Raw genomic sequence first — 26,025 nt, forward strand, 5'->3', positions numbered from 1 at the left:
GACTCCACCGACATATCTCGATCCGGGTGGCGCCGCGCCGCAGCACGGTTAGCGAGCTCGAGCGTGCCGCCCAGCGCGAACTGTTCACGACTGCGATCGCCAAGCACAGCTCGGATCCCGAGGACATCTCACGAGATTGGAGATCGGTATGAGCTTCCTAAGCTCCCGGCACCGAGGCGCGGCGAGGATCGCGGGCAGCCTGGCCGCAGCCAGCGTGCTCGGCTCCGCCGCGATGATCGGGTCAACGAGCGCCCACGCCGTCCCCGCCGGGGCCCTCCACACCAGCACGGTCTTCGCCCGCGGCCAGGACGGATACCACACCTTCCGGATCCCGGCCATCGTCGAAGCCCCCGACGGCACACTGCTGGCCTTCGCCGAGGCTCGGGTCAACAGCCCCGGCGACGACGGCGACATCGACATGGTGGTCAAGCGGTCCACGGATCGCGGCCGCACCTGGGGACCGCTGCGGGTGATCGCCGACGACGGCCCCAACAAGTGGGGCAATCCGGTCCCCATCGTCGACCAGCGCACCGGCCGGATCATCCTGAACACCACCCGCACGGGCGGCGACGTCAGCTCCAACGACGTGCGCTGCGGCGTGGCCGACGCGGAGCAGACCCGCCGCTCGTTCATCCAGTACAGCGACGACAACGGCGTGACCTGGTCCGCACCGGTGGAGATCACCGCGCAGGTACGGCCGGACAACTGGCGGCACTTCGTCGGCGGGCCCGGACAGGGGCTCCAGCTCCGCAAGGGCGAGCACGCCGGCCGCCTGGTCATCCCCGGCAACCACTCGGTGGCGGCGCCTCCCGGAGAGGACTGCCTGCGTGCCTCACTGTTCGGCGCACACAACCTCTACAGCGACGACGGGGGCGTGACCTAACATCTCGGCGGCGTCGACGACCCGATGCGGGGCGATGTCGCCCCGAACGAGTCCAGCGCTACCGAGCTCGCCGACGGCACCGTCTACTTCAGCGCACGCGACCAGGGCAGCACCCCCGGCCGGCGGGTCGACACCACGAGCGGCGACGGTGGCCAGTCCTTCGACCGTCCGTACCAGGCGGCCAACGGCATCGTCACCTCCCAGGTACAGGGCTCCGTGCTGGCGCTGTCCCCGCACGAGGTGAACAGTCGGCTCGTCTTCTCCGCGCCGGGCCACCCCACGGCACGGGAGAACCTGACGCTCTGGTCGAGCTTCGACCAGGCCGCGACGTGGCGGTCCGGTCTGGTGGTCTACCGGGGCCCGTCTGGCTACTCGGATCTGGTCGAGATCGACCCGCGGACCGTCGGCGTGCTGTTCGAGAACGGTGACCGCCTGGACGAGGGTGCGACCCAGACCTACCACCAGCGGATCAGCTTCGCTCGGATACCCGTTCCTCTGCTCGGCAAGCCCACCGGGCCAACCATGCGGACACCCGACACGTCCGGTCATGACCTGGGCGGCGTGGTCAGTGGCAGGCCGACCCGGGCGGGGGGTGTCTTCGGGCACGCTCTCGACTTCGCCGGCGACCATGTGGAGGTCCCGCTGACCGGGTCCCTCTCCTTCGACGAGGGCGCGTTCACCGCGGCCGTGTGGTTCCGCACCACCGCCTCGGAGGACCAGGCCATCTTCTGGGCCCACGCCACCGCCGACGGGGAACCGAAGTGGTGGATCAGACTGGAGCCGGGCCAGGGGCGGGTACACGCCGTGATCGACACCGGCGCGGCCAGCCGGACCGTCCCCGTGCCCGGAACCTTCAACGACGGCGAATGGCATCACGTCGCGCTGACCCGGAACGAGGAGGAGCTGGTCATGTACGTCGACGGCGTCCGTGGCGGCAGCGCCGGCCCGGTCGCCGGGTCGGTGTCGGACGATGCCCGGACGGGAATCCGGGTGGGGGCACGAGTCGACGGTGTCAACAACCCGTTCCGCGGAAGGCTGGACGAGGTGTGGCTCTTCGATCGCGCGTTGACCGCCGACGAGGTCCGCGCACTGGCCGCAGGGAATGTCGCGCCAGCCGGCGCGCAACTGCACCTGCCGCTCGACCAGACGTACCGGCACGGCTGATCGGGCAACTGTGGCAGCAGTTGTTCGGCCAGTTCGGCAATAGTGGACGGGCTCGCACAGTGTTCGAGGATTTTGGTACGGTGTACTAGCGTTCTCGAACACTGTACGAGCGGAGGCTTCGATGTCCACACCCACACCCACACCCACGCCCACCGGCACCACCGGCGCGAGCCCACACCCGCGCCGGTGGTGGATCCTCGGCGTGCTCTGCCTGAGCCTGCTGGTGGTCGTGATCGACAACATGGTGCTGAACATCGCGATCCCGGCGCTGATCCGCGACCTCGGGGCGAGCGCCGCGGAGATCCAGTGGATCATCGACTCGTACATCCTGGTCTTCGCCGGCCTGCTGCTCACCGCCGGCAGCCTCGCCGACCGGCACGGCCGGCGACGCGGCCTGGTGATCGGCCTGGTCGTCTTCGGCGGCGCCTCCGTTCTGGCCACGTTCTGCCAGACGCCCGGCCAACTCGTCGCGGCCCGCGCCCTGATGGGCGTCGGCGCCGCCTTCCTGATGCCCGGCACCCTCTCGATCCTCACCACGGTCTTCGACGAGAGCGAGCGGAAGAAGGCGATCGCGATCTGGAGTTCCGTGCTGGTGCTCGGCGCGCTGGGCGGCCCGACCCTGGGCGGCCTGCTGTTGCAGCACTTCTGGTGGGGGTCGGTCTTCCTGCTCAACATCCCGATCGCCGTACTCGGCGTCGTCGCCGCGCTGGCGATCATCCCCGAGTCGCGCGGTCCGGCCAGCCGCCCCGACGTGCTCGGCGCGCTGCTCTGCACGGCCGGGATGACCGCGCTGGTCTGGTCGGTCATCTCGTCGGCCAAGGACGGCTGGTCGTCTGCGTCGACCGTCGCCGGGCTGGTCGGCGCGGTCGTGCTGCTCACCGCCTTCGTGCTCTGGGAACGCCGGGTCGCCGAGCCGATGCTGCCGATGTCGCTGTTCCGGGACCGCAACCTCGGCGGGGCCAGCCTCTCCATCGTGCTGCTCTCGCTCTCGGCCGGCGGCGTACTGCTGGCGCTGACCCAGTACCTCCAGTTCGTCCTCGGGTACGGGCCGATGCGCGCCGGCCTGGCCTTCGTGCCGATGCTTGTCACCGTGCTGGTCTGCAACGGCCTCGGGGTACTCGTCGACAGGCGGTTCGGCGCCCGGGTCACCATCGCCACCGGACTGTCGCTGATGGCCGCCGGCTTCGGGACGCTCGCCTCGATCGGGCCGGCCGACGGCTATCCGACGCTGGCCGCCGCGCTGGTGCTGATCGGGGCGGGCAGCGGGATCAGCGGGCCGGCCGCGGTCGGCACCCTGCTCGCCGCGCTGCCGCCGGAACGGGCCGGCGTCGGCTCGGCGGTCAACGACACCGTGCAGCAGCTCGGCGCGGCGCTCTCCGTCGCGGTGCTGGGCAGCGTACTGGCCGCCGCGTACCGGTCGGCGATGCCGGCCGAGGTCACCGGGCCGGCCCGGGAGTCCATCGGGGACGCCCTGCGGATCGCCGCCGCGACCGGGGATGGCACGCTGGCCCGGCTGGCCAGGGAGGCGTTCATCGAGGCGATGTCCGGCACCGCCCTGGTCGGGGTGGCCGGTGGGGTCGCCGCCGCCGTGGTCGCCGCGCTGCTGATCCGGGCCAGGCCGACCCCGGCCGCCGCGCCGGCCGCCGTGCCGTTCGCACCGGCCGGAGACGGCGTCGCCCTACCGGCGGAGCCCGAGGGGCCGGACGACACCGGTCAGCCGGGCCAGGGCGTCGTCCCCGGTCGCCCGGCGGATTCCGTTCGCCCGGCCGAGTCCGGTCAGCCGGTGCGGTCGTCCGCCACCGCGTCCACCGCGTCGACCAAAGTGGCCAGTGCACCGGCCAGCGCCGCCAGCCCGTCGGTCGGCGGGCCGTCGGGTTCGACCAGGTAGCCGTCCCGGCGGATCTCCACCATCAGGGCGGTCACCCGGCGGTCCCGGCCGTAGTGCCGCAGGGGTACGTAACAGCCGGCGAAGGGCGTGTCGAGACCGGTCCCGCCACAGCCGGCGAAGGCCGCCCGGCCCGCCTCCCGCAGCCAGTCCGGGGTGTGCACCGGATCGGTGCCGAGGCAGACCGCCGGGCGTCCGGTGCGGCCGATCTCGTACGGCAGCCGCCGGCTCGGATAGGAGTGCACGTCCAGCACGGTGACCCGGCCGCGTGCGGCCAGCCGGGCGTCGACGAGGTCGGTGACCGCCCGCGCGTACGGGTGGTACCAGCGGTCGAGCAGTTCCGCCTCCTCGACCGGGTCGTCGGGGCGCAGCACGGCACCGGCGCTGGTCCTGGTGTACACGGCGGCCATCCCGACCGCCCGCATCGACTCCCGCCCGTCCGGAAAGCGCTCCGGGTCGACCACCAGCCGGGAGAGCAGGTTCACGAACGTCCACGGCGCACGCCGGGCGGTGCGGGCGGCCCGCTCGGCGAGCAGGTCGGTGTGCGCGTCGGTCATCCGGGCCAGTTCGGCGGCGAGTGCGGCGTCGTCGAGGAGCAGCTTCGTGCGTACCTCCGGCGGGACCAGCCGGGCGGCGTGCGGGACGTGCAGGATCACGTCGCTGTCGGCGGCGCCCGGCACCACCCGGAAGCCCGCCGCCGGCCCCGAACCGCCGTGCCGTCCCACGGCCGCCATTCTGCCCGGCCCGCCCGCCGCCACCGCACACCGCACCGCCGCCCGTCGACGCATCCGGTCAGGCCGCAGCAGCTCGGCCAGGTGCGTCAGGCTTCGGGCAGACAGCGGGATCGTGGCAGGTCCGTTTCCAGGAACGATCGATCACTCCGTACGCGGATTTGGTTAGCGGCAGGAAATGACCTTGCTGGACGCAACCGGGACCATTTACCGTCTCAGCCGTGGCGGCGGTTCGTGGTAGGCGGCGGGATGTGCTGGAGATGTACCGGCGCGCGCGTCCACGCGACGTACCGGCGGAAATGGTCGAGGCCGTCGCGGCGCGACGGCTCGCCGGTGACGTTGCGGGGGCCTTCGCGGCCGCGCGCGTGGACTTGGACATCGACGTCGACGAGATCACGCGGGTGCACGGCCGTGACATGGCCGATCGGCTGATCGACGACCTACGCCATATCGCCCCGGATCTGCTGCGCTGGAACGTACCGCGGGATCCGGAGTCCGGCGAGCCGGACGGGTGGGGGCTGCTTCGCAGGTACCCGGCCGCCGACGGCAGCGCGAACCTCATGGTCGACACGGGCCGCAGGGTCGGGGATCGGCTGCGGCTGCACGTCGGAATCCGGCCGTTGGATCCAGTTTTCGCCTCGGTGGTGTACCGGCTGCCGCGGGCGTACTGGGACGCCCGGTACCCCGGCGAGCTGCGCGACCTGTGCGGCGCCAGCCGCGATCGGATCCCGTTCCACGACGTTGACGGCCGCCGGCTGGATGCCGTCCCGGCCGGACCGCGTCCGGACGACCCCGTCGCGATGACCGAATGGCTGACGCTGCTGTGGGACGAGGGCCGCACTGGCGAAGCCCTCGCCGCGTGTGGGATCACGCTCGCCGGACGGCACGGCGACAGGTGGCCCCAGCGGCCGTGGGTCGCGGTCGAGCGGCTGGTCGCCGATGCGCGACGAAAGCTCGACGAGGATGTGTTCGACCCATCGCGGCGGCCACCGCGCCCGACCCGGACGATCTGGGTCCAGGGCCGCGACGAGGGCCAGGACGGCACCGACATCGAGCTGACCTTCGGCCCAGGCGAGCAGGTCACGGCGCGGCGGCGTAACGCTGGGAGTGGGGAGTCCCGGCTGCTCACCGCCCAGGAGTACCGCCATCCGATCGATCTTGACCTGCTGCGGTTCGACCTGGCCAATCCGGACGACCTGCACCCAGCGGTCACGCAGGCGCTGTTCCCGGCGCGGTCGATCAGTGCTGACGGCCCGCCGGCACCTTCCCGGGCCGGGACAGCGGCGCGGGACAGCGGGTTCGAGCTGGTGATGCGGGCAGTCTGTCGCGACACGTCGGGCGTGCTCGCGCTCCTGGACGCTGGCGCCGACCCGCAGGTACGGAACCACTCCGGCCAGACGCTGCTGCACCTGCTGGCCGACCTCGACCATGAGCTGCTCCTACCCCGGTTGCTCGCCGCCGGTGTGGATGTCAACCTCATCGACGTGCAGGGGCACACCGCGCTGCACGCGGCCGCCGTCCGCAGGAAGAACCTACGGTTCGCCGGATCGATCGCCCGGGCACGGGTGGAGGATCTGATCGGCAGGCTGCTCAATGCGGGCGGAGTCGATGTGTGCGCCGAGCAGGGCGCCCCGTGCCCGGCCGGTGCGCCCGCTGAGCGTCGTGCCCGACCCACCGACGAGGATCTCGTCCGGTTACGTGCGGCTGCTTCCCGGGATGAGTACCGGACGATGACCGATCTGGCATGGGCCCTGTATTCGATCGGGAAGGACCGACCAGAGGTGCTCGCCGAGTGCTACGGCGTCCCGTTCCCGGACGAGTTCTTCGCGCTCGCCGATCACATGCCGCTGCCTGGACACCGACCCAACGATCTGCGGTGCCACGTGTGGCGGCTCGCGCTGCCGGCCGACCGGGGCGGCCCGGTGCCGCCACCCGACAGCAGCGACGCCTTCACCGAGCGGGTCATCCTTGAACGCGACCGGCGGCTGGTCCCGCTGCTGCCGTTGCGTGACCACCGCACGGAATACGGCGGCCTGGTACTTTGCTACCGGCTCACCGACCTCGCCGATGGCGAACCGACGATCTACGGCACCGACCCGCTCGACGACCAAGGGCGGATCGAACAGCTCGGCCCGTCGCTGCTGGCCGTACTGCGCGACTACCACGTCACTGCCGTCGACCGGCTAGAGGCGCTGCAACGGCTCGTACCGCGGCACCGTGACATCGACGCCCTGCCTGCACACCGCGCCGCCCTGCAGCTGGTCGAAACCCTGCGGCCGGCCGGAGCGGCGGGTGTGGTGCGCTCCGAGCTGACCGCCCCGTTCACCACAGCGGTGTCCGAGCACATGCTGGCCCGACTGCGGGACCAGGCTTCCGCCGGCGACTTCCGGTCGCTGACTCGACTGGCGTGGGCCCTGTACGCAGCTGGTTCGAGCCCACGTGAGGTGCTGGCCGAGTGTTACGGGGTGGCGTTCCCCGACGAGTTCTTCGTGATCGCCGATGCGGAACCGGACGACGTGGTCCCTGGCTTCGCGGCAAGCCTGACCTGGGCGTTGAGCGTACCGCCCGAGCGGGGCGGGCCGGCGCTGCGCCCGTCGGGGCTGGTGTGGCCGGTCGAGCAGCGGATCCTCGCCTGGAATCCGGATCTCGTCCCGCTCGTCGGGCTGGCCCACCACGGCCACTACGCGGTCCGCCACGGCGAACTGATCCACTGTTACCGCCGCAGCGAGCTTGCCGCCGGCCGTAGCACCGTGTTCGGGGTTCCATGGGACCGGTTCGACGACGACGGCGAACTGTCCGTCGAGGCGTCCGGCCAGTCCCTGCTCACGGTCTTGCACGAGTACGCCACCGAGTGTCTGAGCCTGGACGAAGCGGAGAGCCGGCGACCGAAGAGCGTCACCGAGGACGAGGTTGAGGGCTCGCGCCAGATCGTGGCGAATATCGAGGCGCTGCAACGCCGCCTGGGCGACTACCCGAGGCCGACCAACCAATGATGCAACCCGACCAGACACCGGCCGACCATCCCGCGCTGTTGGAGCGGGGTCACCCGTTCCGGCAATGGAAGACCTGGCGCATACCTGGCACCAGGCTAACCCTCACAGGTTACTCCCGGGCCAACGACAAGACGTTCTTCCACGTCCCCGAGCTGCGGTGCAGCCTCGACGCGGGGCTGTGCGAGGGACGGCAGGTGGACACGGTCTTCCTGACCCACACCCATCACGATCACGTCAAGGACCTCGACTACCTGGCCACGAACCCCGCCGGCGTGGACATCTACCTGCCAGCGGCAGCAGTACCGTACGTGGAGTCCTACCTCCGCGCGAGCGCCGAACTGAACCACGGCGCGGCGTTCGATCCCGCCCTGGCGAAGGGCTACCGGCTGCACGGGGTGCGGCACGACGACCGGTTCACCTTCGGCCGCTCAGCAGACCAGGTGCGAGTGGTCGAGTGCGAGCACAAGGTGCCCTGCGTGGGATACGCCTTCGCCCAGCGGGCCAAGGCACTTTTACCGGAGTTCGACCAGCTGAGACGCCGGCTGATCGGCGAAGGCCGGGCCGAAGACTTCGGTCGCCTCATGGCACACAAACGCGACGAGGGCGTCACCGTCGACGAACAGGTCCTGCGGCCGATGTTCGCGTTCCTCGGCGACACCCACGTGAACGTGTTCCGGCGCAACCCATGGCTGTTCGACTACCCGGTCATCATCACCGAATGCACATACCTCGACGACACCCAACGCGGGCGCGCCGACCGCGTCGGGCACACCGTCTGGAGCCAACTACGACCCATCGTCCAGGCACACCCGCAGACGCTGTTCGTCCTAACCCACTTCAGCCTGCGCCACTCCGACCCGGAAATCCTCACATTCTTCCGCCGGGAGTGGGAACAAGCGGGTACCGTACGGCCGACCAACGTCCTGCTGTGGGTCCACCCGGCGAGCCACCTGCCCGAGCAACACCAGTCCCGCTGATGTTCTCGGCTGGAGCTGGACGCGTCCGTTGACGACGACCAGCCACAGTCTCATGGCCACCAACGAGTCCCACGTACCGTTTCGAACGCGTTATCCGCCCGCCAAGATCCAGCCTACTGTCATGCGGCCGTCAGCGCTCGGCGGATGTTGCTACAAGCAGACCTAGAAGCGGGTCGCCACCGCCGACCTGGAACTGGTCACCAAGGGCATTCTGGACGCACAGGCCGACCCGAACCGGGCCACCGTCGACGTGGCGTCGAAGACCAGCCACATCGTGCTGCCCGTCGTCGGCGGTACCCCGGCCGCGCACGCCGCCGGTCTCTGACCCGTACACCCCACCGGCCGGCCCGGTAGCCGGCCGGTGGGGTGCCCCGCCGGTCACCGGCAGGTGTATGCTCCGCCGGTTGAGCCCTACCCCTGCGGCGTGTGCCCCGGACGCCGGCACCGGGCTCGCGACCGTATGGAGGATGGCGCATGTCCCAGAGCCAGGAGCTGTTCGACCTGCACGAGGACAAGACTTCGCGACCCAGCTTCGAGACCACGCTGCGCGGCTTCGACAAGCGGCAGGTGGAGCAGTACGTGGCGCAGACGGCGAACGAGTTGTCGAAATTGATCGCCGAACGCGAGCAGGCGTTCAGCCACATCCAGGGCCTGACCGTCCATCTCCAGCAGGTGCAGGCCGAGCTGACCGAGCTGCGGGAACGGCCGCCGCAGGTGGACCGGGCCTCCTTCCGGGACCTCGGCCCGATGGTCGACCAGATCATCGCGCTGGCCGAGAAGCAGGCCGGGGCGATCGTCGACGCCGCCGCCCAGCGGGCGACCGAGCACCAGAGCGAGGCGGAACGGGTCCTCGCCGATGCCCGCGAACAGGCCGAGAAGCTGACCGCCGAGGGCGAGGCCAGCCGGGAACGCGCCGAGCAGGAGGCGCAGCGGATCAGCGAGCGCAGCGCCCAGCAGGTCGAGCGGGCCCAGGCGCAGGCGGAGTCGATGCTGGAGTCGGCGCGCAGCCAGATCCAGCAGGAGATCGAGGCGGCCCGGACGCGTACCCAGCAGGAGCTGGGCCAGTGGCAGGCCAACGTGGAGCGCGAGCTGACCGAGCTGCGCAGCGCCACCGAGGCGGAGCTGACCCGGTCGCAGAAGCAGGTGGAGGAGGAGAACGCGAACCTCCGCGCCGAGGCCCAGCAGTACGTCTCCGAGCTGCGGCGGCGGGCGGACGAGCAGGCCAGCACGCACCAGCAGCAGCTTGCCGCGCTCGCCGAGGAGATCGAGACCCGGCAGCAGTCGCTCAGCCAGCTGCTGTCCGCGCAGGAGACCGCGCAGCAGCGGCTGGCGCAGTCCCGCCAGGAGGGCGTGACCGCCGAGCAGGAGTTCGCCCAGCTGCAGCAGCGGCTCGGTGAGGTCCGCCAGGACCTGACCGCCGAGCTGAACCGGCTGGACGAGGCCCGCCGGGCGGCGGAGACGGCGGAGCGGCAGGCGGCCGAGGTGCGGGCCCGGACGCAGCGCGAGGCGAAGCGACTGGCCGACCGGGCCGCCGCGGCGGTGATGGCGGCGGCCGCGATAACCGGCGAGACCGGCGAGTACCAGATGGTGGCGGTGCGCCAGGAGGCGAACCGGGGACCGGCCGAGGTGCTGGCGGAGCCGATCGAGCAGTCCGACCAGCCGGAGCAGCCCAGCCAGCCCGAGCAGTTCGGGCAGCCTGAGCAGTTCGGGCGGCGCGAGCAGCAGGAGCGCTCCGAGCAGCGGGAGCGCTCCGAGCAGCGGGAGCGCTCCGAGCAGCAGCCCGAGCGCCCGGAACAGCCCGAGCAGTTCGGCGGGCCCGAGCGGTTCGAGCAGCCCCAGCGGCACGAGGGGTTCGAGCAGTCCCAGCGGCCCGAGCAGTTCGAGCGGGCCGAGCAGTTCGAGCGGGCCGAGCAGTTCGAGCAGCCTCGGCGGGTCGAGCAGCCGGAGCCGGTGATGAACCTGTTCGAGCCCCAGCAGTCCGGGCACCAGTCGCACCACCACGAGAACGCGCCGCCCGTGTACACCCCGAACGGCGCCGACCCGGGCCGCTACTAGCCGGCGGTCCACCGGCGGCGCCCGCGCGGCTGGTCCCGCGGGCCGTCCGCCGAGGTGGCAGGCGGATCGTCGGGGCACCGCCGGGCCGCCACCGGCCCGGTGCTGCGGCAGGGGTGGCGGCCGGCGGTGCGGGTGTCAGCGGCCCCAGAGCCGCCAGGTCTGGTTGAGCGGGCTGCCCTGGCCCGCGGGGTTGCAGGTCCACTGGTGGACGAGGGCGCGCTGCGCCGTGGAGATGCTGCTGACGTCGACGCACTTGCCGCTGTGCCGGGCGACGAGCTGGTAGTCGTGGGCGTCGTTGCCGCCGTACGTCACCTTGCGGAGCGTGAACTGCTGGTGCTGCGCCGCACCGTCGCAGGTCCACTGCTGGACGGCGGCGCCGTTGGCCGTGGACGCCGCGTTCACGTCGAGGCACTTGCCGGACTGCTGGTTGAGCACGGTGTACGTGTTGGCGACTCCCGTGACCGGCCGGAAGTTCCAGAGCTGCTGGTCGCCGCCCTCACAGGCGAACTGCTGCTGCTGGTTGCCGTCCGCTGTGCCCAGGTTGCTGTTGTCGAGGCACTGCTGGGAGTGCTGGGCGACCGCGACCGTCTGGAAGCCGCCGTCCGAGGGCGGCAGCAGGGTGATCGTGAACGTGTCGTCGGCGTTGGTGTGCGGCAGGTTGACCGTGGTGGCGTTGCCGGAGAGCGTCACGACGGTGTTGGCGACGGTGACCGGCCCCTGGACGGCGCCGCCGCCGTTGTACGGGATGCGCTGGGCGAGGACCCGCACCTGGTTGTTCTGCACGATGCCGCTGGTGGTGTCGAGGCGTTGCAGGTTGACGGCGATGTTGCCGGTGGTGCCGCCGCCACCGACGAGAATCTTGGCGACCCCGGTCGCCTTGGTGGCGAAGGCGTCGTACGCCGGGCTGGGCGTGACGGAGACGATCGTGCCGGTCTGCGATCCGTAGAAGCGGTAGACCCACCATTCGCCCTTCGGCTGGTGCTGGCCGGCGGAGTTGTGCACCAGCAGGTTGCCGAGGTCGTTGTGCAGGTTCGAGGTGCTGGCCCAGTTGGCGCGCAACCCGTCGGCACCCGCGCGTTCCAGCCGGGCGATGTACCAGGAGCCGTCGCCGGGGTTCTGCTCGCTGGGCGAGCCGTACTCGTTGATCTGGTACGGGCGGGGGTGCGGGATGCCGCGGGCGTCGAGGGTCGCGTTGGCGGTGTTGACGTTCGCGACCGGGTCGCCGGGCAGGCTGTGCCAGCTGAAGATGTCCGGCACGAGGTTGTTGGCCCGGACGAAGTCGAGGTACTGGACCCACCAGCCGCCGGTCGACGGCACGCAGGCGCAGCTCGGGCCGACGATCAGGTGGCCGGGAAGTTCGGCGCGCAGCCGCTGGTAGGTGCGCCGCCACAACTCGAAGTACTGCGCCTGCGAGCGGTTCCAAAAGATGTTCAGGTTGGGCTCGTTCCAGATGTCCCACTGCACGCTGATTCCGGCGGCCCGGACGTCACCGATCAGCCGGGTGAGGAAGGCGTCGTAGTCGGCCCAGTTGCCGTTGTCGCCGGGGAAGCGGGAGATGCCGTACCCGTCGGCGCCCCACAGGTCGTGCGGCAGGATGACGAACTGGCCGCCGAGTGCGATGGTGCGCCGGGCCTGGGCGAGGGTCGAGTTCCACCTGCGGTCGTAGCTGCCGGCGACCCAGCCGCCCGGCTGGCCGAGTTGGGCGCCGCCGGCCCGCATGTAGCGGAACTTGACGTCGCGGTAGAAGTGGTCGGCCGGTCCGGACGCGTTCTCGGTCATGCCGTAGATCCAGCCCGAGGCGCGGTAGCTGGGGGAACCGCCGGCGACGGAGAAGTCGACGGTGATGGACTCGTCGCCGGCCTGTGCGGGGGTGGCGACGGCGGTCAGGGAGATGGCGGTGAGCAGCGCGGCGGTGAGTGCGCCGAGCAGCGTGGCTCTGTTCACGGAGGACTCCTTGGCTGGGGGACGGGCAGCGGAGATCGCGGGGCGAGCTCGTGGCTCGTCCCGGCGACGGTCCGGATGGCTACCGGGTGGGTGCCGGCCCGGTGCTGGCGCGCAGCGAGATCGGTGGAGTGAGCAACAGGTGCCGGGGTGGGGCCTCGGGGGTGGCGATGCGTTCCAGGAGCAGGTCGACGGCGCGGGTGCCCATCTCGGTGGGCACGTCGGCGGCGGTCAGCGGGGGACGGAAGTCTTCCGCCCAGTGCGGTGCGGCGACACCGGCGATGGAGAGGTCGCGGGGGACCACGACGCCGGCCCGTTCGAGGGCGCGCTGGATGCCGGGCAGCGCCGCCTCGTTGATGGTGACGACGGCGGTGACGTCCGGATGCCCGTCGCGTAGCTGTTCGAGGCATGCCTCGCCGCCGGCCGCGTCGTCGGCACAGCACAGGTCGACGCCGGTCAGGCCGCGCTGGCCGATCGCCTCGGTGAAGCCGGCCAGCGCCCGCTGGGCCGGCCCGTAGCCGGCGGCGACCAGTTCGGCGGAGCGGTTGACCAGGGCGACGTGCCGGTGGCCGAGGTCGGCGAGATGGTGCACGCACCGGGCGACCAGGGTCGCGTAGTCGAGGTCGACCCAGCAGGTGCCGTCCGGGCGTGCGGTGTGCCCGATCGTGACGAAGGGCAGGCCGGTCTGCTGGAGGCGGGTGACCCGGTCGTCCTCGAGACGGATCTCCATCAGGATCACGCCGTCGACGCGGCGCCCGCTGATGATCCGCTCGAAGGAGCGGTCGTGGTCGCCGCCGGACGGCGAGAGCAGCACGTCGAGGTCGACCCGGGCGGCGGCCTCCACGACGCTGGCGACGAAACCGAGCTGCATCTCGGTCAGTCGCAGGCTGGCCGGGGGGATGACCAGTCCGATGGTGCGGGTGCGGCCCTCCCGCAGGCTGCGGGCGGCGGCGTTCGGCCGGTAGTCCAGCTCGTCGATGACGGCCCGGATGCGTTGCAGGGTCGGCTCGGAGACGTGCCGCTTGCCGCTGAGCGCGTACGAGACGGTGCTGCGGGACACTCCCGCCCGGCGGGCGATCTCGCCGATGTTCATCGCACCCCCACGAATCGGTTCTCCGCGTCGCGTCGACACCCGGGCTGCCTCGACCCTATCGGGGGGTGTTCGCCCGGGGCGGGACGGTCGGGTAGCGAATCGGTTCGCTGGCAGCGTAGAACTCGGGTAGTCGACATGTCAACGGTGTGTCAACGTCGTGAACGTGCCGTTGCTGGAAGATGAGGTGGAACTCTTGACCGGAGCCTCGGATCGGGCCTATGTTCGGCGAACCGATTCGGCGAATCGGTTCGCCAAGCTCGGCCCCGCCACAGTCGACCCCGCCACGCAGACCAGCGATCTGGGAGCGCAGCTTATGAAGACAGAGCGCAGCTCATGAAGACATCAGCCAAAAGGAACCGCACCCTGGGCGCGGCGCTGGTCGCCCTCGCGATCGCGGGTGGCCCGACCGCCTGCTCGGCCGCGGGCGACGGCGGTTCGGCCGACGGCGGCGGCAGCTACACGATCTGGGACCCGTACCCGCAGTTCGACGACGAATCGGCCTGGGTGAAGCTGCTGGAGAGCTGCGGCAGCTCGGCCGGGGTCACGGTCGAGCGCACCGGCTACGACACCACCGACCTGACCAACAAGGCGCTGCTGGCCGCGCAGCAGGACAACTCGCCGGACGTGCTGATCATCGACAACCCGGTGATCTCCACGCTGGCCGAGGCGGGTGCGCTCACCACGACCGAGGAGAACAAGCTCGACACCTCGGCGATGGAACCCAACCTGCTCGGCGCCGGCCAGAGCGGCGGGAAGACCTACGGCGTCCCGATCGGCGCCAACACCCTCGCGCTCTACTACAACAAGGACCTGCTCGGGAAGGCCGGGGTGGACGTCACGTCGGTCCGGGACTGGCCGTCGCTGACCGCGGCCCTGGCGAAGGTGAAGGCGGCCGGGAAGAAGGGCATCACCTTCTCCGCGATCGGCACCGAGGAGGGCAGCTTCCAGTTCCTGCCCTGGTTCTGGGGCTCCGGAGCGCAACTGACCGCGCTCGACTCGCCACAGGCGGTCTCCGCGCTGGCGCTCTGGACCGACTGGCTGAAGCAGGAATACGCGCCGAACTCGGTCATCAACAACACCCAGACCACCAGCTGGCAGGAGTTCGCCAGCGGGGACTACGCGTTCGGCGAGAACGGCACCTGGCAGCTGGCCAACGCGGAGAAGCTCGACTTCGAGTACGGCATCATCCCGATCCCGGCCAGTGCCGGCGGCACCGCACCGGCACCCACCGGCGGCGAGTTCGTCTCCGTCCCGGTGCAGGGCGACCCGGCGCGGTACGCCACCTCGCAGAAGTTGGTGTCCTGCCTGACCAGCGGGGACAACCTGCTGACCACCGACACCACGCTGTCGTACATCGCGCCGGTCGCGGCGGTCCGGGACAGGCAGGTCGCCGCCGACGCCAAGCTGAAGGTCTGGGCCGAGGCGGTGCAGGCTGCCAGGGGGCGGACCGGCGACGACCTCGGCACCAGGTATCCGAAGATCTCCGAGCCGCTCTGGACGGCGGTCCAGGCCGCGCTCAGCGGGTCGAAGACTCCGCAGGAGGCACTCGCCACGGCGCAGTCGACCGCCGCCGCCGCGACGAAGTAGCCGATGACCAGCCACACGGTGCCGGCGCCGGCAAGCTCGGGTAGGGCGCCGGCGAGCTCGGGTGGGGTGGTGGCCGCCGCCCCACCCGAGCGAAACCCGCCGGGCCGCCGGCACCGCAAGGTCGCTGGTCGCCGACGGCCCGGCGGAGGCGGGTGGGCGGCGTGGGCGTTCCTCGCCCCGGTGACCCTCTACCTGCTGGCGTTCTACGCGTACCCGCTCTATCGCAACGTCGAGCTGAGCCTGCGCGAGTACACGGTGCGTTCGTTCGTGCAGGGCGGTGCGCCGTTCGCCGGGCTGGACAACTACCAGCGGATCCTGGCCGACCAGACCTTCGGCCCGGCGCTGCTGCACACGGTCGTGTTCACGGGTGCCTCGCTGCTGTTCCAGTTCACCATCGGGATGGCCCTCGCGGTCTTCTTCCACCAGCACTTCCCGCTGTCCCGGACGCTGCGGGCGCTGTTCCTCGTACCCTGGCTGCTGCCCCTGATCGTCTCGGCCTCCACCTGGTCGTGGATGCTCAACAGCGACGCCGGTCTGGTCAACGCCGCCCTCGGCGCGGTCGGAATCGGCCCGGTCAACTGGCTCACCTCGCCCGACTGGTCGCTGGTCTCGGTGATCATCGCGAACGTCTGGATCGGCATCCCGTTCAACCTCGTGGTGCTCTACAGCGGCCTCCAGGCCATCCCCGGCGGGCTCGACGAGGCGGCGGCGCTGGACGGGGCGAACGGATGGCAGCGGTTCTGGCGGGTCACCTTCCCGCTGTTGCGGCCGGTGTCGGCGATCACGCTGCTGCTCGGGCTGGTCTACACGCTCAAGGTCTTCGACATCATCTGGATCATGACCAGGGGTGGCCCGACCGACTCCTCGACCACCTTCGCCACCTGGTCCTACCGGCTCGGCTTCGGCAACGTGCTGCCCGCCTTCGGGCCCGGTGCGGCCGTCGGCAACCTGCTGATAGTGCTGGCGCTGGTCTTCGGACTCGTCTACATCCGGAGCCAGCGGAGGCAGCAGGCATGAGGCGGGCGGCGAAGACGGTCCTCGGGCTCCTCCTGACGGCCGTGATGCTCTTCCCGGTCTACTGGATGGTCAACGTGTCGTTCACCCGCGACCAGGACATGCGGGCCTCGCCACCACACCTGTTCCCGACCGACGGCACGCTGGAGGGCTACCGGGCGGTACTCGACCAGCAGTTGCCGTACCTCGGCACGAGCCTGCTGGTCGGGCTCGGCACGGTGGCGCTGACCGTGCTGCTGGCGGCGCCGGCCGGGTACGCGCTGGCCAAACTGCGCCCGGTCGGCGGCGGCGTACTCGGCTTCGTGCTGCTGACCGCACAGATGATCCCCGGGATCATCATGGCGATGGGCTTCTACGCCATCTACCTCAACCTCGGCGTGCTCAACTCGCTCCCCGGCCTGATCCTCGCCGACTCGACGATCGCGGTGCCGTTCGCCGTGCTCGTCTTCACCGCCTTCATGTCCGGCATCCCCGAGGAGCTGATCCAGGCCGCCGTGGTCGACGGGGCCGGCCGGCTGCGCACCTTCTGGTCGGTCGTGCTCCCGGTCAGCCGCAACGCCGTCGTCACCGTGTCGCTGTTCGCGTTCCTCTGGGCGTGGTCGGACTTCGTCTTCGCCTCCACCCTGGCCGGTGGCGGCGAGCACCAGCCGATCACGCTCGGCATCTACCAGTACATCGGCAACAACAACCAGCAGTGGAACGCCATCATGGCCACCGCCGTGGTCGCCTCGATCCCGGCCACCATCCTGCTGGTGCTCGCCCAGCGCTACGTCGCGGCCGGTGTGACGGCCGGCGCCGTCAAGGACTGACAAGCCGTCGAGAACCGAGAAAGTGAGCTGCCGCCCATGTTCTCCATCCAGGACATTCCGTTCAGCTGTCGCGGATCCTGGCTCAACGTCTCACCGGTGGTGGCCGAGCACACCTATGCCGAGGACCTGCACCTGGTCTCACACCAGACCGGCATGCACGTCGTACTCCGGTTCACCCCGTCGCGCCCGGACGTCACGGTCGTCGCCACGCCGAGCCTGCTCAGCTGGCGGCACGGCAGCGGGCGCGTCGAGCTGGCGTACCAGAGCCCGGACACCGTCCGGCTGCGCGGCGACGGGCTCGGCATGCGGATCGCCGCCGCGCCGGCCACGCTCACCCCGTTCAGCGGCATCTACCTGTACCGCGACCCGGTCGACGGTGCCCACGTCTTCACCTCGTACGAGACCGGCCGCCGCTACCGGCTCACCCTGCTCGCGGGCGAGCTGGAGCGGTCCGGCGGCGTCTCGGCGCTGGGCACCGCCGAGCGGCACCTGACGCTGCCCGCCGGGCAGCCGTGGGAGATCGCCATCGAGGAGTACGAGGCCGCCCGCCGCCCGTACACCACCGACGTCCCGTTCGACGAGCTGCACCGGGCGGCGGCCACGGCCTTCGCCGGGTTCGTCGACGCGGTCGCGCCGTGGCGTACCCCGCAGACTCCCGCGGCCGAACTGGCCGCCTACGTGCTGTGGTCGGCCACCGTCGCACCCGCCGGGTTCGTCACCCGTCCGGCGGTGCTGATGTCCAAGCACTGGATGGACAAGGTCTGGAGCTGGGATCACTGCTTCAACGCCATCGCACTGGCCACCGGCGAGCCGGAGCTGGCCTGGCACCAGTTCCAGCTCCCCTTCGACCACCAGGACCCGAGCGGGGCGCTGCCGGACTCGGTGACCCACTCGGAGGTGCTCTACAACTTCGTCAAGCCGCCCATCCACGGCTGGGCCCTGCGGCACCTGCGGCAGCGCCTCGACCGGCCGGTGGGCCGGGCCGAGCTGACCCGGACGTACGAGCGGCTGGCCCGCTGGACCGAATTCTGGCTGGAGGCACGCCGGGTGCCCGGCCACGAACTGCCGCACTACCAGCACGGCAACGACAGCGGCTGGGACAACGCCACCACCTTCGACGGCGACCGGGTCGTGCAGAGCGCCGACCTGGCGTCGTTCCTGGTCGTGCAGCTGCGCTGCCTGGCCGACCTGGCCACCGAACTCGGCCGGCCCGGTGCCGGGCGCTGGGCCGGGCAGGCGGACCGGATCCGCGCCGCGATGCTCGACCAGCTCTGGGCCGGTGACCGGTTCGACGCGCGCAGCCCGGCGACCGGCGAACGGCGGGCCAGCACCAGCCTGCTCGACCTGCTGGCGATCGTCCTCGGCGACGACCTGCCCGCCGAGGTCGGCGCGGCGCTCGCCGGCCGGATCGAGACGCACCTGACCGCGCACGGCCTGGCCACCGAACCCGTCGACTCGCCGCACTACGTCCCCGACGGCTACTGGCGCGGCCCGATCTGGGCACCGTCGACGGTCCTGGTCGAGGACGGCCTGCGCCGCGCCGGGCACACCGGACTCGCCGACGAGATCAGCCACCGCTTCCGGGCTCTCTGCGAGAAGTCCGGCTTCGCCGAGAACTTCGACGCCGAAACCGGCGCCGGCCTGCGGGACCGCGCCTACACCTGGACCGCCAGCAGCTATCTCATCCTCGCCGCCGGCTTCGTACACCGAGGCTCCTGACGGCACCGGGGAGCAGGGGTCAGCCGTCGGCCTGGTCGGGACGCCGGCTGTCGGCCACCGCGGCCGGCGCGTCGGCCAGGGAGAACCGCTCCCGCAACCGGGAGTAGAACCGGGACGGGCGGAGCCGTACCAGGTGGGCCGGCTCGCCTGCCGGCAGCACGGTCACCCAGTCGCCGGGGTCGAGTACGCCCCGGAGCTGCCCGTCGACGCTCACCGCCACCTGACCGGACCGGTCGAGTACGCGTACCGTGACCGGCTCGTCGGCGGCCATCACCAGGCTGCGGTTGAAGACCATGTGCGGGGCGACCGGGGTGAGGACCAGCGCGGCGAGCCTGGGGGAGAGGACGGGGCCACCGGCGGCGAAGTTGTAGGCGGTCGAGCCGGTCGGACTGGCCACCACCAGGGCGTCGGCCGAGTAGGACGCGAAGAGGGTCTGGTCCAGGTAGACCCCGAGGCTGGCCTGCCGGTCCCGGGCCAGTTTCTCGAAGACGATGTCGTTGAGCGCGGTGACGTCCAGCGCCACCCCCGGCTGGTCGACAGGTTCGACGGTGAGCGGCAGCGGCGGGGGCGGCGGCAGCAGCGGCCCGCGCCCGTAGCGCAGCAGCGCCTCCATCCCGCCGGGGATCTCCATCGGCCGGGAGGCGCAGAGCGTCAGCATCAGCCGCTCGTCGAGCTGTACCCGGTCGGAGAAGAAGGCGTCCAGCGCGGTGTCGATCTCGGTGGGCTCGATCTCGGTCAGGAAGCCCACCCGGCCGACGTTGATGCCGAGCACCGGCACCCCGTCCTTGGCGGCGATCCGGGCGCCGCGCAGGAACGTGCCGTCGCCACCGATCGTCACCACCAGCGCCGGATGGCCGGCGGCCTCCGCCTCGTCCCCGGCGTTGCGCCGCCGGTCTGCCGAGGCGGCCCCCCAGACGTCGATGTCGCTGACCCCGACCGAGTGGTCGTCGGCCCAGCGCCGGACGGTCTCGGCCGCCGCGACCGCCGCCGCCCGGCCCTGGTGCACCACCAGGCCGATCCGCTGACCCGTCATGTTCTCGTATCTCCTGCCTGGCACCCACGCCACCGGCCCTCCGGCGGTGAACGATCCGGGCACGGTCATCGGCACTGCCTGTGCGGTCCTCGGCACTGCCTATCACGAACCTGGCCGCCCGGCTCGCAAGGGGCGGTGCCCGCCGCCGCTGCCGGGCACCCGGACCCGCCGTGATCGGGCCGCCGCTCGGCTTGACAGCGGTAGCCGTCGGGTCCAGGCTGAGCCTCTGTAAGCGCTTCCGGAAACGCTACGTCAGGGAGAGTCCTGTAAGCGCTTCCGGCAGGATTTGGTCCGACTTGCTGGGAGTTGGCGATGGCGGTGCAGGACCGGCGACAGGCGACCATCTACGAGGTCGCCCAACGGGTCGGTGTCTCCATCGCCACCGTGTCCCGAGCACTGCGCGGCACCGACTACGTCGCACCGGAGACCCGTCGCCGGGTGCTGGCGGCGGTCGAGGAGTTGCAGTTCCGACCCAACCGGCTGGGGCAGTCGCTGGCCGAGGGACGGCACGCGGCGAACGGCATCGTCTTCCCCGACCTTTCCGGGCCGTACTACTCCGAGGTGGTGCTCGGCTACGAGGAGGTCGCCGCCGAACTCGGCAACAGCGTGCTCATCCTGGCCACGCACGCCCGACCGGACCCGGAACGCAAGGTGCTCGAACTGGCCCGCCGGGTGGACGGGATGGTGGTGATGGGCCGGACGGTCGCCGACGAGGTCGTCGCGCGGGTGGCCGAGACCGGGGTGCCGACCGTGCTGCTGGCCAGGGGTGCGGTCGGCAACCTGGACACCGTCACCGCCGACAACGACAACAGCGCCCGGCGGGTCGTCGAGCACCTGCTCGGGCACGGCTACCGGCGGTTCGCCTACCTGGGCGACCCGGACTCCTCGCCGGACGTGACCGACCGGTACACGGCGTTCCGGGCGGCACTGTCGGACGCCGGGCACACCCCGCCCCGGGCGCCGGTGCGGTGCGCCTTCGACGTGGACGCCGGCCAGCGGGCCGCCCGGCGGGTACTCGCCGGACCGTCCCGGCCGCAGGCGCTGGTCTGCGCCAACGACGAGGTCGCGCTCGGCGCCCTGGCCGCCGCCGCCGAGCTGGGGCTGGCCGTGCCCACCGACGTCGCGGTCACCGGCTGGGACGACGTGATGGCGGCCCGCTACGCCGGGCTCACCACCGTGCACCAGCCGATGCGCGAGTTGGGCGCGACCGCGGCCCGGTGGTTGCAGGACCGGACGGCCGGCAGCCAGGCCGCGGTCCGTCGAGAGGTACTCCCGACCAGGCTCGTCGTGCGGTCGAGCTGCGGTCCACACGACGCCGAGACGAAAGGTTCGAGATGACGACATGGAGACGGGCGGGTGCCGCCGTGGCGCTCGCGGCGATGCTCGTGGCGACCGGCTGCGGCCGGGACAGCGGCGGTGCCGAGGAGGCGGCGGCACCGGTCGGCGAGGGGAAGGCGACCGGTGACATCACGGTCTGGGCGATGGGCACCGAGGGGGAGAAGCTCTCCGTCCTCGCCCAGGACTTCATGCGGGAGAACCCGGACGCCAAGGTGACAGTGACGCCGATCCCCTGGGACGGCGCGCACGACAAGCTGGCCACCGCCATCGCCGGGAGGCAGACCCCCGACCTCAGCCTGATCGGCAGCACCTGGATGGGCGAGTTCGCCAAGACCGGTGGCCTGGACCCGACCCCGACCGACCTGATCAAGAAGGAGGACTTCTTCGCCGGCGCCTGGGACACCACGGTCGTCGACGGCACCTCCTACGGCGTGCCGTGGTACGTCGAGACCCGGCTCTTCTACGTCAACTCCGCCGTCGCCGGCCGGGCCGGGATCACCGCGCCGCCGAAGACGTGGGAGGAGTTCAAGTCCGCGGTCACCGCGCTGAAGACCCGGGGCGGTGCCAGGTGGGGAGTCAACCTGCAACCGCCGGGCTCGGCGATCGGCACCTGGCAGACCGTGATGCCGTTCGTCTGGTCCAACGGCGGCGACGTGGCCCCCGACGGCACCTTCACCCTGGACAGCCCGCAGGCCGTCGAGGCGTACGCGTACTACCGGTCGTTCTTCGCCGAGGGGCTCGCGCCGAAGGACCTCGCCCAGGGCGCGCTCGAACCGGCCTTCCTGAAGGGCGAGATCGGCGCCTTCCCCTCCGGCCCCTGGCACATCGGGGTGCTCAAGGAGCAGGGTGGCGAGGGCAAGTTCCAGCTCTGGCCGATGCCGGGCCGGCAGTCGGCCACCTCCTTCGTCGGCGGCGGCGACCTTGCGGTCTTCAGGGACGCGAAGAACCGGGACGGGGCGTGGAAGTTCGTCGCCTACCTGAGCCGGCCCGAGGTGCAGACCAAGTGGTACCAGACCAGCAGCGACCTGCCGGCGGTGCAGCAGGGCTGGGACGACCCGGCGCTGCGCGGCGACCCGCTGCTCTCCACCTTCGGCAGGCAGCTGGCGGACGCCAAGTCGCCACCGGCGATCCCCACCTGGGAGCAGGTTGCCGCCGCGATCGACGGCGAGGTGGAGAAGATGGCCAAGGCGGGTGCGACGCCGGAGGACGCCGCCAGGGCGATGCAGCAGCGGGCCACCTCGATCGGCACCGGGGTCTGAGATGACCGCCGTCGCCCCCGAGGCGGGCACCCGGTCCACCGACCCGGGCACCCGGCGCCCCGAGGCGGGCACCCGGCGCGGACGCGGTGGTCCACGGCTGCGCCGGGCGGTGGCCGGGTGGGGCTTCGCCCTGCCGTTCACCGTGCTGTTCCTGGTCTTCCTGGCCGGTCCGGTGCTCGCCTCGCTGCTGATGAGCTTCACCGACCTGCGCAGCGCCGACCTGCGCAGCCCGTTCGCGGTGAACGTCGTCGGGCTGCGCAACTACGCCCGGCTCCTCGACGACGAGCTGTTCGTGCGGGCCGCCGTGAACACCGCGATCTTCGTACTGCTCGGCGTACCGCTGACCATGGTGGCCGGGTTGGCGGCGGCGCTCGGGCTCAACTCGGGGCTGACCCGGCTGCGTACGGTGTTCCGGGTCGGCTACTACCTGCCGGTGGTGACCAGCATCGTGGCGGTGGCCGTGGTCTGGCGGTTCCTGCTGCAACCCGACTCGGGGCTCGTCGACAACCTGCTCCGGCTGGTCGGGCTGGACGGGCCGAACTGGCTGGGCCGGACCGACCTGGCCCTGCCGTCGCTGATCGTGATGGCGGCCTGGCGCAACCTCGGCTACCAGATGGTGATCTTCCTTGCCGGCTTGCAGGCGATCCCGCAGCACCTCTACGAGGCGGCCCGGATCGACGGGGCAACCGGCTGGCAGCAGTTCCGCTACGTGACCCTGCCGTCGCTGCGCCCCACGTTGCTCTTCGTCGGGGTGATCGGGACCATCGGCTATCTCCAGTTCTTCGAGGAGCCGCTGGTGATGACCCGGGGCGGTCCGCTCAACTCGACGCTCTCGGTCTCGTACCACATCTACAACCAGTTCGGGTTCGGCAACTACGGCTACGCGTCGGCGATGAGCTACGTGCTCTTCGTAGCCATCGTGCTGCTGTCGATCCTCTGGTTCCGGCTGCTCCGCTCCTCCGAGGAGGTGTCGAGGTGAGTGCCCCGGTGACGAGTCCACGCCCGCCGGTGGCCGTACCGCCGGTCGCGGGCGACGGTGCGCGCCGGCCGGTACGCCGCCGTCGGGACCGGGTGGCCACGGTCGTGCTGCACGTGGTGCTGGTGGCGGGCCTGCTCGCCATGGTCGGCCCGTTCCTCTGGATGCTGATCTCGTCGTTCAAGTCGGAGGCGGAGATCCGGCTCGTCCCGGCGACCTGGTGGCCGGAGCAGTTCACCCTGGACAACTACCGGGAGCTGTTCGGCCGGCTCGACTTCCCGACGTACTTCTTCAACTCGGCTCTGGTCGCCACCCTGGTCACCGCCGGCAACCTGGTCTTCTGCTCGGCCGTCGGCTACGCGCTGACCAAGCTGCGCTTTCCGGGCCGCCGGGCCCTGTTCGGGCTGGTCCTCAGCGCGGTGATGGTGCCCAGCATGGTGACCTTCGTGCCGCTCTTCGTGCTGATCGCCAACCTGGGGCTGACAAACACCTACGCCGCGCTGGTGCTGCCGTTCCTGGCCGGCGCGCTGGGCGCGTTCCTGATGCGGCAGTTCATGTTCTCCATCCCCGACGAACTGGTCGAGTCGGCCCGGGTCGACGGCGCCAGCGAGCTGCGGATCTTCGTCCGGATCGTGCTGCCGCTCTGCCGGCCGGCGCTGGCCGCCCTCGGCATCCTCACCTTCCTCGCGCACTGGAACAGCTTCATCTGGCCACTGGTGGTGGCCACCACCGAGGACAAGTACACCCTGCCGGTCGCGCTGGCGCTCTACAGCGTCGGGCAGAACCAGACCAAGTTCGGGTTGCTGCTCGCCGGCTCGGCGGTGGTGGTGCTGCCCGTCGTGATCGTCTTCCTCGTGTTGCAGCGGCACTTCGTGCGCGGCATCGCGACCACCGGACTGAAGTGACGTACCTCCGGAGGTAATCATGATCCGTCCCCTCCGGGTCGCCCTGACGGCGACCCTCACCCTGGCGCTGACCGTCCCGGCCGGCGCCGCCACGGCCGCCCCGCCGGCCCACACCGCACCGGCCGGGTCACCTGCCGGATTGCCTGCCGGCGTCGACCGGGCCGGCGCGTTGCGCCTGGCCGCCGACACCTGGCGGTCGATGGTGGCGATGACCGACCCGGGTACCGGGTTGCCGGCCGACAACATCGACGGGGACCTGGCCCCGGGCAGCCGGTCGAGGTACACCTCGCCGACGAACGTCGGCTCGTACATCTGGTCGGCGGTGGCGGCCCGCGAGCTGAAGCTGATCGGCGAGCGGGAGCTGGTCCGGCGGGTGGAGACCGCCCTGGACTCGCTGGCCCGGCTCGACCGGCACGCCGACTCCGGGATGTTCTTCAACTGGTACGACCCGGCGACCCTGGAACTGCTGCACACCTGGCCGGTCGACGGCACGCCGGTGCACCCATTCGCGTCCAGTGTGGACAACGCCTGGCTGGCCGCCGCGCTGATGGTGGTGCACAACGCGCTGCCGCAACTGCGCCGCAAGTCCGACCCGCTGCTGGACGCGATGGACTTCGGCTTCTACTACGACCCGCAGGCGCGTGGCGCCGACGTGCCGGTCGGGCTGATGCGCGGCGGCTTCTGGGTCGAGCCGCCGCCCGGCTGCTCGCTGCCCGGCAACTACCGGGGACGGGGTCCGGACGTGCACTACACCTGCCACACCTACGGCGCCTTGAACAGCGAGACCCGCATGATCAGCTATGTCGCGATCGCCCGTGCACAGGTGCCGCCGGCACACTATTTCGGCCCCTGGCGCACCTTCCCGGACACCTGCGACTGGTCCTGGCAGGAGATGAAGCCGGTCGGCGGCTGGCGGGAGTACGCCGGGGTCCCGGTCTTCGAGGGCGCCTACCGCTACCGGGGCCTTCAGTTCGTACCCTCCTGGGGCGGGGACATGTTCGAGGTGTTCATGCCGGACATGTTCGTACCCGAGGTCCGGTGGGGGCCGCAGAGCTGGGGCCGCAACCACCCGGTCTACGTACGCGGCCAGATCGCGCACGGCCTCGACGACGCGAAGTACGGCCACTGGGGCTTCTCGCCCGCCTCCGACCCGGCCGGCGGCTACCGCGAGTACGGGGTGGACGCGATGGGGCTGGACGGTCCCGGCTACACAAGTGACCAGGAGCGGACCAGCGTCGACCACGGGTTCGCCGGCTGCCCCGACCGCCCCGCCCAGCCCGAACCGGTGACCTACGGCGACGGCGTGGTCACCCCGCACGCGGTCGTGCTGGCCCTGCCGTACGCACCGGCCGCCGCCCAGGCCGAGCTGGCGAAGCTGCGCCGGGAGTTCGACGTCTACGGCCCCGGCGGCTTCTACGACTCGGTGGCGGTGCGCAGCGGCACCGTCGCCAAGCGGTATCTCGCGCTCGACCAGGGGATGGTGCTGGGTGCCCTGGGCAACCTGCTCGGCGACGACGTACTGCGCCGGCAGTTCACCCCGGGCGGGGCGGAACGGCTGCTCCGGCCGGTGATGCGGGTGGAGGAGTTCTCCGTACCGCCCCGGCAGTAGCCGAACCCGGGCGGCAGCAGAGACGGCAGACCAGCCACACGGAGGATCACGCGA

Annotated in this window: 17 protein-coding genes and 1 pseudogene; 14 read left to right on the forward strand and 4 right to left on the reverse strand. The window is 71.3% G+C overall.

What is annotated here, in order from left to right; translation table 11 throughout:
* The first annotated feature begins 232 nt into the window (after positions 1-232).
* Positions 233-2,047: pseudogene (locus tag O7626_RS41480) on the forward strand (sialidase family protein).
* Between the two features lie 121 nt (positions 2,048-2,168).
* Positions 2,169-3,935: an MFS transporter gene (locus tag O7626_RS09225; RefSeq protein ID WP_278060735.1), complete on the forward strand. Its 1,767-nt coding sequence runs from the start codon at positions 2,169-2,171 to the stop codon at positions 3,933-3,935.
* Here O7626_RS09225 and O7626_RS09230 read toward each other — a convergent pair.
* Positions 3,824-4,657: an N-formylglutamate amidohydrolase gene (locus tag O7626_RS09230; protein ID WP_278060736.1), complete on the reverse strand. Its 834-nt coding sequence runs from the start codon at positions 4,655-4,657 to the stop codon at positions 3,824-3,826. The genes O7626_RS09225 and O7626_RS09230 overlap by 112 nt on opposite strands.
* Before the next feature lie 227 nt (positions 4,658-4,884).
* Here O7626_RS09230 and O7626_RS09235 point away from each other — a divergent pair, with 227 nt between their 5' ends.
* The 3 genes from O7626_RS09235 (at position 4,885) to O7626_RS09245 (ending at position 10,688) form a co-directional block, all read left to right on the forward strand.
* The gene (locus O7626_RS09235) at positions 4,885-7,656 is read left to right on the forward strand and encodes an ankyrin repeat domain-containing protein (RefSeq protein ID WP_278060737.1); all 2,772 of its coding nucleotides are present in this window, start codon (positions 4,885-4,887) and stop codon (positions 7,654-7,656) included.
* On the forward strand, positions 7,656-8,633 hold the full coding sequence (locus O7626_RS09240) for an MBL fold metallo-hydrolase (RefSeq protein WP_278060738.1): 978 nt from the start codon (positions 7,656-7,658) through the stop codon (positions 8,631-8,633). The genes O7626_RS09235 and O7626_RS09240 overlap by 1 nt, the downstream gene beginning before the upstream one ends.
* A gap of 474 nt (positions 8,634-9,107) precedes the next feature.
* Positions 9,108-10,688, forward strand: a complete 1,581-nt coding sequence (locus O7626_RS09245; RefSeq protein WP_278060739.1) for a hypothetical protein — start codon at positions 9,108-9,110, stop codon at positions 10,686-10,688.
* A 135-nt stretch (positions 10,689-10,823) separates the two neighbouring features.
* On the opposite strand, the gene O7626_RS09250 is transcribed toward O7626_RS09245, so the two are convergent.
* Both O7626_RS09250 and O7626_RS09255 read right to left on the reverse strand, forming a co-directional pair.
* A complete protein-coding gene (locus O7626_RS09250; RefSeq protein WP_278060740.1) occupies positions 10,824-12,632 on the reverse strand; it encodes an RICIN domain-containing protein in 1,809 nt (602 codons plus the stop codon).
* Between the two features lie 79 nt (positions 12,633-12,711).
* On the reverse strand, positions 12,712-13,722 hold the full coding sequence (locus O7626_RS09255) for a LacI family DNA-binding transcriptional regulator (RefSeq protein ID WP_278060741.1): 1,011 nt from the start codon (positions 13,720-13,722) through the stop codon (positions 12,712-12,714).
* Between the two features lie 333 nt (positions 13,723-14,055).
* Between O7626_RS09255 and O7626_RS09260 the strand changes: the two genes are divergently transcribed.
* Genes O7626_RS09260 through O7626_RS09275 form a run of 4 tightly spaced genes read left to right on the forward strand, consistent with a single transcriptional unit; the run spans position 14,056 to position 18,851 of the window.
* A complete protein-coding gene (locus tag O7626_RS09260; RefSeq protein ID WP_278060742.1) occupies positions 14,056-15,309 on the forward strand; it encodes an extracellular solute-binding protein in 1,254 nt (417 codons plus the stop codon).
* 3 nt (positions 15,310-15,312) lie between these two features.
* Positions 15,313-16,326, forward strand: coding sequence for a sugar ABC transporter permease (locus O7626_RS09265; RefSeq protein ID WP_278060743.1), 1,014 nt, complete (start codon positions 15,313-15,315; stop codon positions 16,324-16,326).
* The gene (locus O7626_RS09270; protein WP_278060744.1) at positions 16,323-17,132 is read left to right on the forward strand and encodes a carbohydrate ABC transporter permease; all 810 of its coding nucleotides are present in this window, start codon (positions 16,323-16,325) and stop codon (positions 17,130-17,132) included. Before O7626_RS09265 ends, O7626_RS09270 begins: the two co-directional genes overlap by 4 nt.
* 36 nt (positions 17,133-17,168) lie before the next feature.
* Positions 17,169-18,851, forward strand: a complete 1,683-nt coding sequence (locus tag O7626_RS09275) for a glycogen debranching protein (protein WP_278060745.1) — start codon at positions 17,169-17,171, stop codon at positions 18,849-18,851.
* Positions 18,852-18,870: 19 nt separating this feature from the next.
* Here O7626_RS09275 and O7626_RS09280 read toward each other — a convergent pair whose 3' ends face one another.
* Positions 18,871-19,953, reverse strand: coding sequence for an NAD(+)/NADH kinase (locus tag O7626_RS09280; protein ID WP_278060746.1), 1,083 nt, complete (start codon positions 19,951-19,953; stop codon positions 18,871-18,873).
* Between the two features lie 243 nt (positions 19,954-20,196).
* Between O7626_RS09280 and O7626_RS09285 the strand changes: the two genes are divergently transcribed.
* Genes O7626_RS09285 through O7626_RS09305 form a run of 5 tightly spaced genes read left to right on the forward strand, consistent with a single transcriptional unit; the run spans position 20,197 to position 25,971 of the window.
* On the forward strand, positions 20,197-21,222 hold the full coding sequence (locus O7626_RS09285) for a LacI family DNA-binding transcriptional regulator (RefSeq protein WP_278060747.1): 1,026 nt from the start codon (positions 20,197-20,199) through the stop codon (positions 21,220-21,222).
* Positions 21,219-22,481: a sugar ABC transporter substrate-binding protein gene (locus O7626_RS09290; protein WP_278060748.1), complete on the forward strand. Its 1,263-nt coding sequence runs from the start codon at positions 21,219-21,221 to the stop codon at positions 22,479-22,481. Before O7626_RS09285 ends, O7626_RS09290 begins: the two co-directional genes overlap by 4 nt.
* Before the next feature lies 1 nt (position 22,482).
* A complete protein-coding gene (locus O7626_RS09295) occupies positions 22,483-23,460 on the forward strand; it encodes a sugar ABC transporter permease (protein ID WP_278060749.1) in 978 nt (325 codons plus the stop codon).
* A complete protein-coding gene (locus O7626_RS09300; RefSeq protein WP_278060750.1) occupies positions 23,457-24,362 on the forward strand; it encodes a carbohydrate ABC transporter permease in 906 nt (301 codons plus the stop codon). Before O7626_RS09295 ends, O7626_RS09300 begins: the two co-directional genes overlap by 4 nt.
* Positions 24,363-24,381: 19 nt before the next feature.
* Positions 24,382-25,971 (forward strand): glucoamylase family protein, encoded by a 1,590-nt coding sequence (locus tag O7626_RS09305; RefSeq protein WP_278060751.1) that lies wholly within the window; start codon positions 24,382-24,384, stop codon positions 25,969-25,971.
* Positions 25,972-26,025: the final 54 nt, after the last annotated feature.

Origin of the sequence: Micromonospora sp. WMMD1102 (assembly GCF_029626265.1) — a bacterium.
Classification (GTDB): domain Bacteria; phylum Actinomycetota; class Actinomycetes; order Mycobacteriales; family Micromonosporaceae; genus Plantactinospora.

Excerpts from the sequence above, each read along its gene's own strand:
- O7626_RS09225 (WP_278060735.1), top strand. The coding sequence starts at position 2,169 with ATGTCCACACCCACACCCACACCCACGCCCACCGGCACCACCGGCGCG.
- O7626_RS09240 (WP_278060738.1), top strand. The coding sequence starts at position 7,656 with ATGCAACCCGACCAGACACCGGCCGACCATCCCGCGCTGTTGGAGCGG.
- O7626_RS09245 (WP_278060739.1), top strand. The coding sequence starts at position 9,108 with ATGTCCCAGAGCCAGGAGCTGTTCGACCTGCACGAGGACAAGACTTCG.
- O7626_RS09255 (WP_278060741.1), bottom strand. The coding sequence starts at position 13,722 with ATGAACATCGGCGAGATCGCCCGCCGGGCGGGAGTGTCCCGCAGCACC.
- O7626_RS09260 (WP_278060742.1), top strand. The coding sequence starts at position 14,056 with ATGAAGACATCAGCCAAAAGGAACCGCACCCTGGGCGCGGCGCTGGTC.
- O7626_RS09265 (WP_278060743.1), top strand. The coding sequence starts at position 15,313 with ATGACCAGCCACACGGTGCCGGCGCCGGCAAGCTCGGGTAGGGCGCCG.
- O7626_RS09270 (WP_278060744.1), top strand. The coding sequence starts at position 16,323 with ATGAGGCGGGCGGCGAAGACGGTCCTCGGGCTCCTCCTGACGGCCGTG.
- O7626_RS09275 (WP_278060745.1), top strand. The coding sequence starts at position 17,169 with ATGTTCTCCATCCAGGACATTCCGTTCAGCTGTCGCGGATCCTGGCTC.
- O7626_RS09280 (WP_278060746.1), bottom strand. The coding sequence starts at position 19,953 with ATGACCGTGCCCGGATCGTTCACCGCCGGAGGGCCGGTGGCGTGGGTG.
- O7626_RS09285 (WP_278060747.1), top strand. The coding sequence starts at position 20,197 with ATGGCGGTGCAGGACCGGCGACAGGCGACCATCTACGAGGTCGCCCAA.
- O7626_RS09290 (WP_278060748.1), top strand. The coding sequence starts at position 21,219 with ATGACGACATGGAGACGGGCGGGTGCCGCCGTGGCGCTCGCGGCGATG.
- O7626_RS09295 (WP_278060749.1), top strand. The coding sequence starts at position 22,483 with ATGACCGCCGTCGCCCCCGAGGCGGGCACCCGGTCCACCGACCCGGGC.
- O7626_RS09305 (WP_278060751.1), top strand. The coding sequence starts at position 24,382 with ATGATCCGTCCCCTCCGGGTCGCCCTGACGGCGACCCTCACCCTGGCG.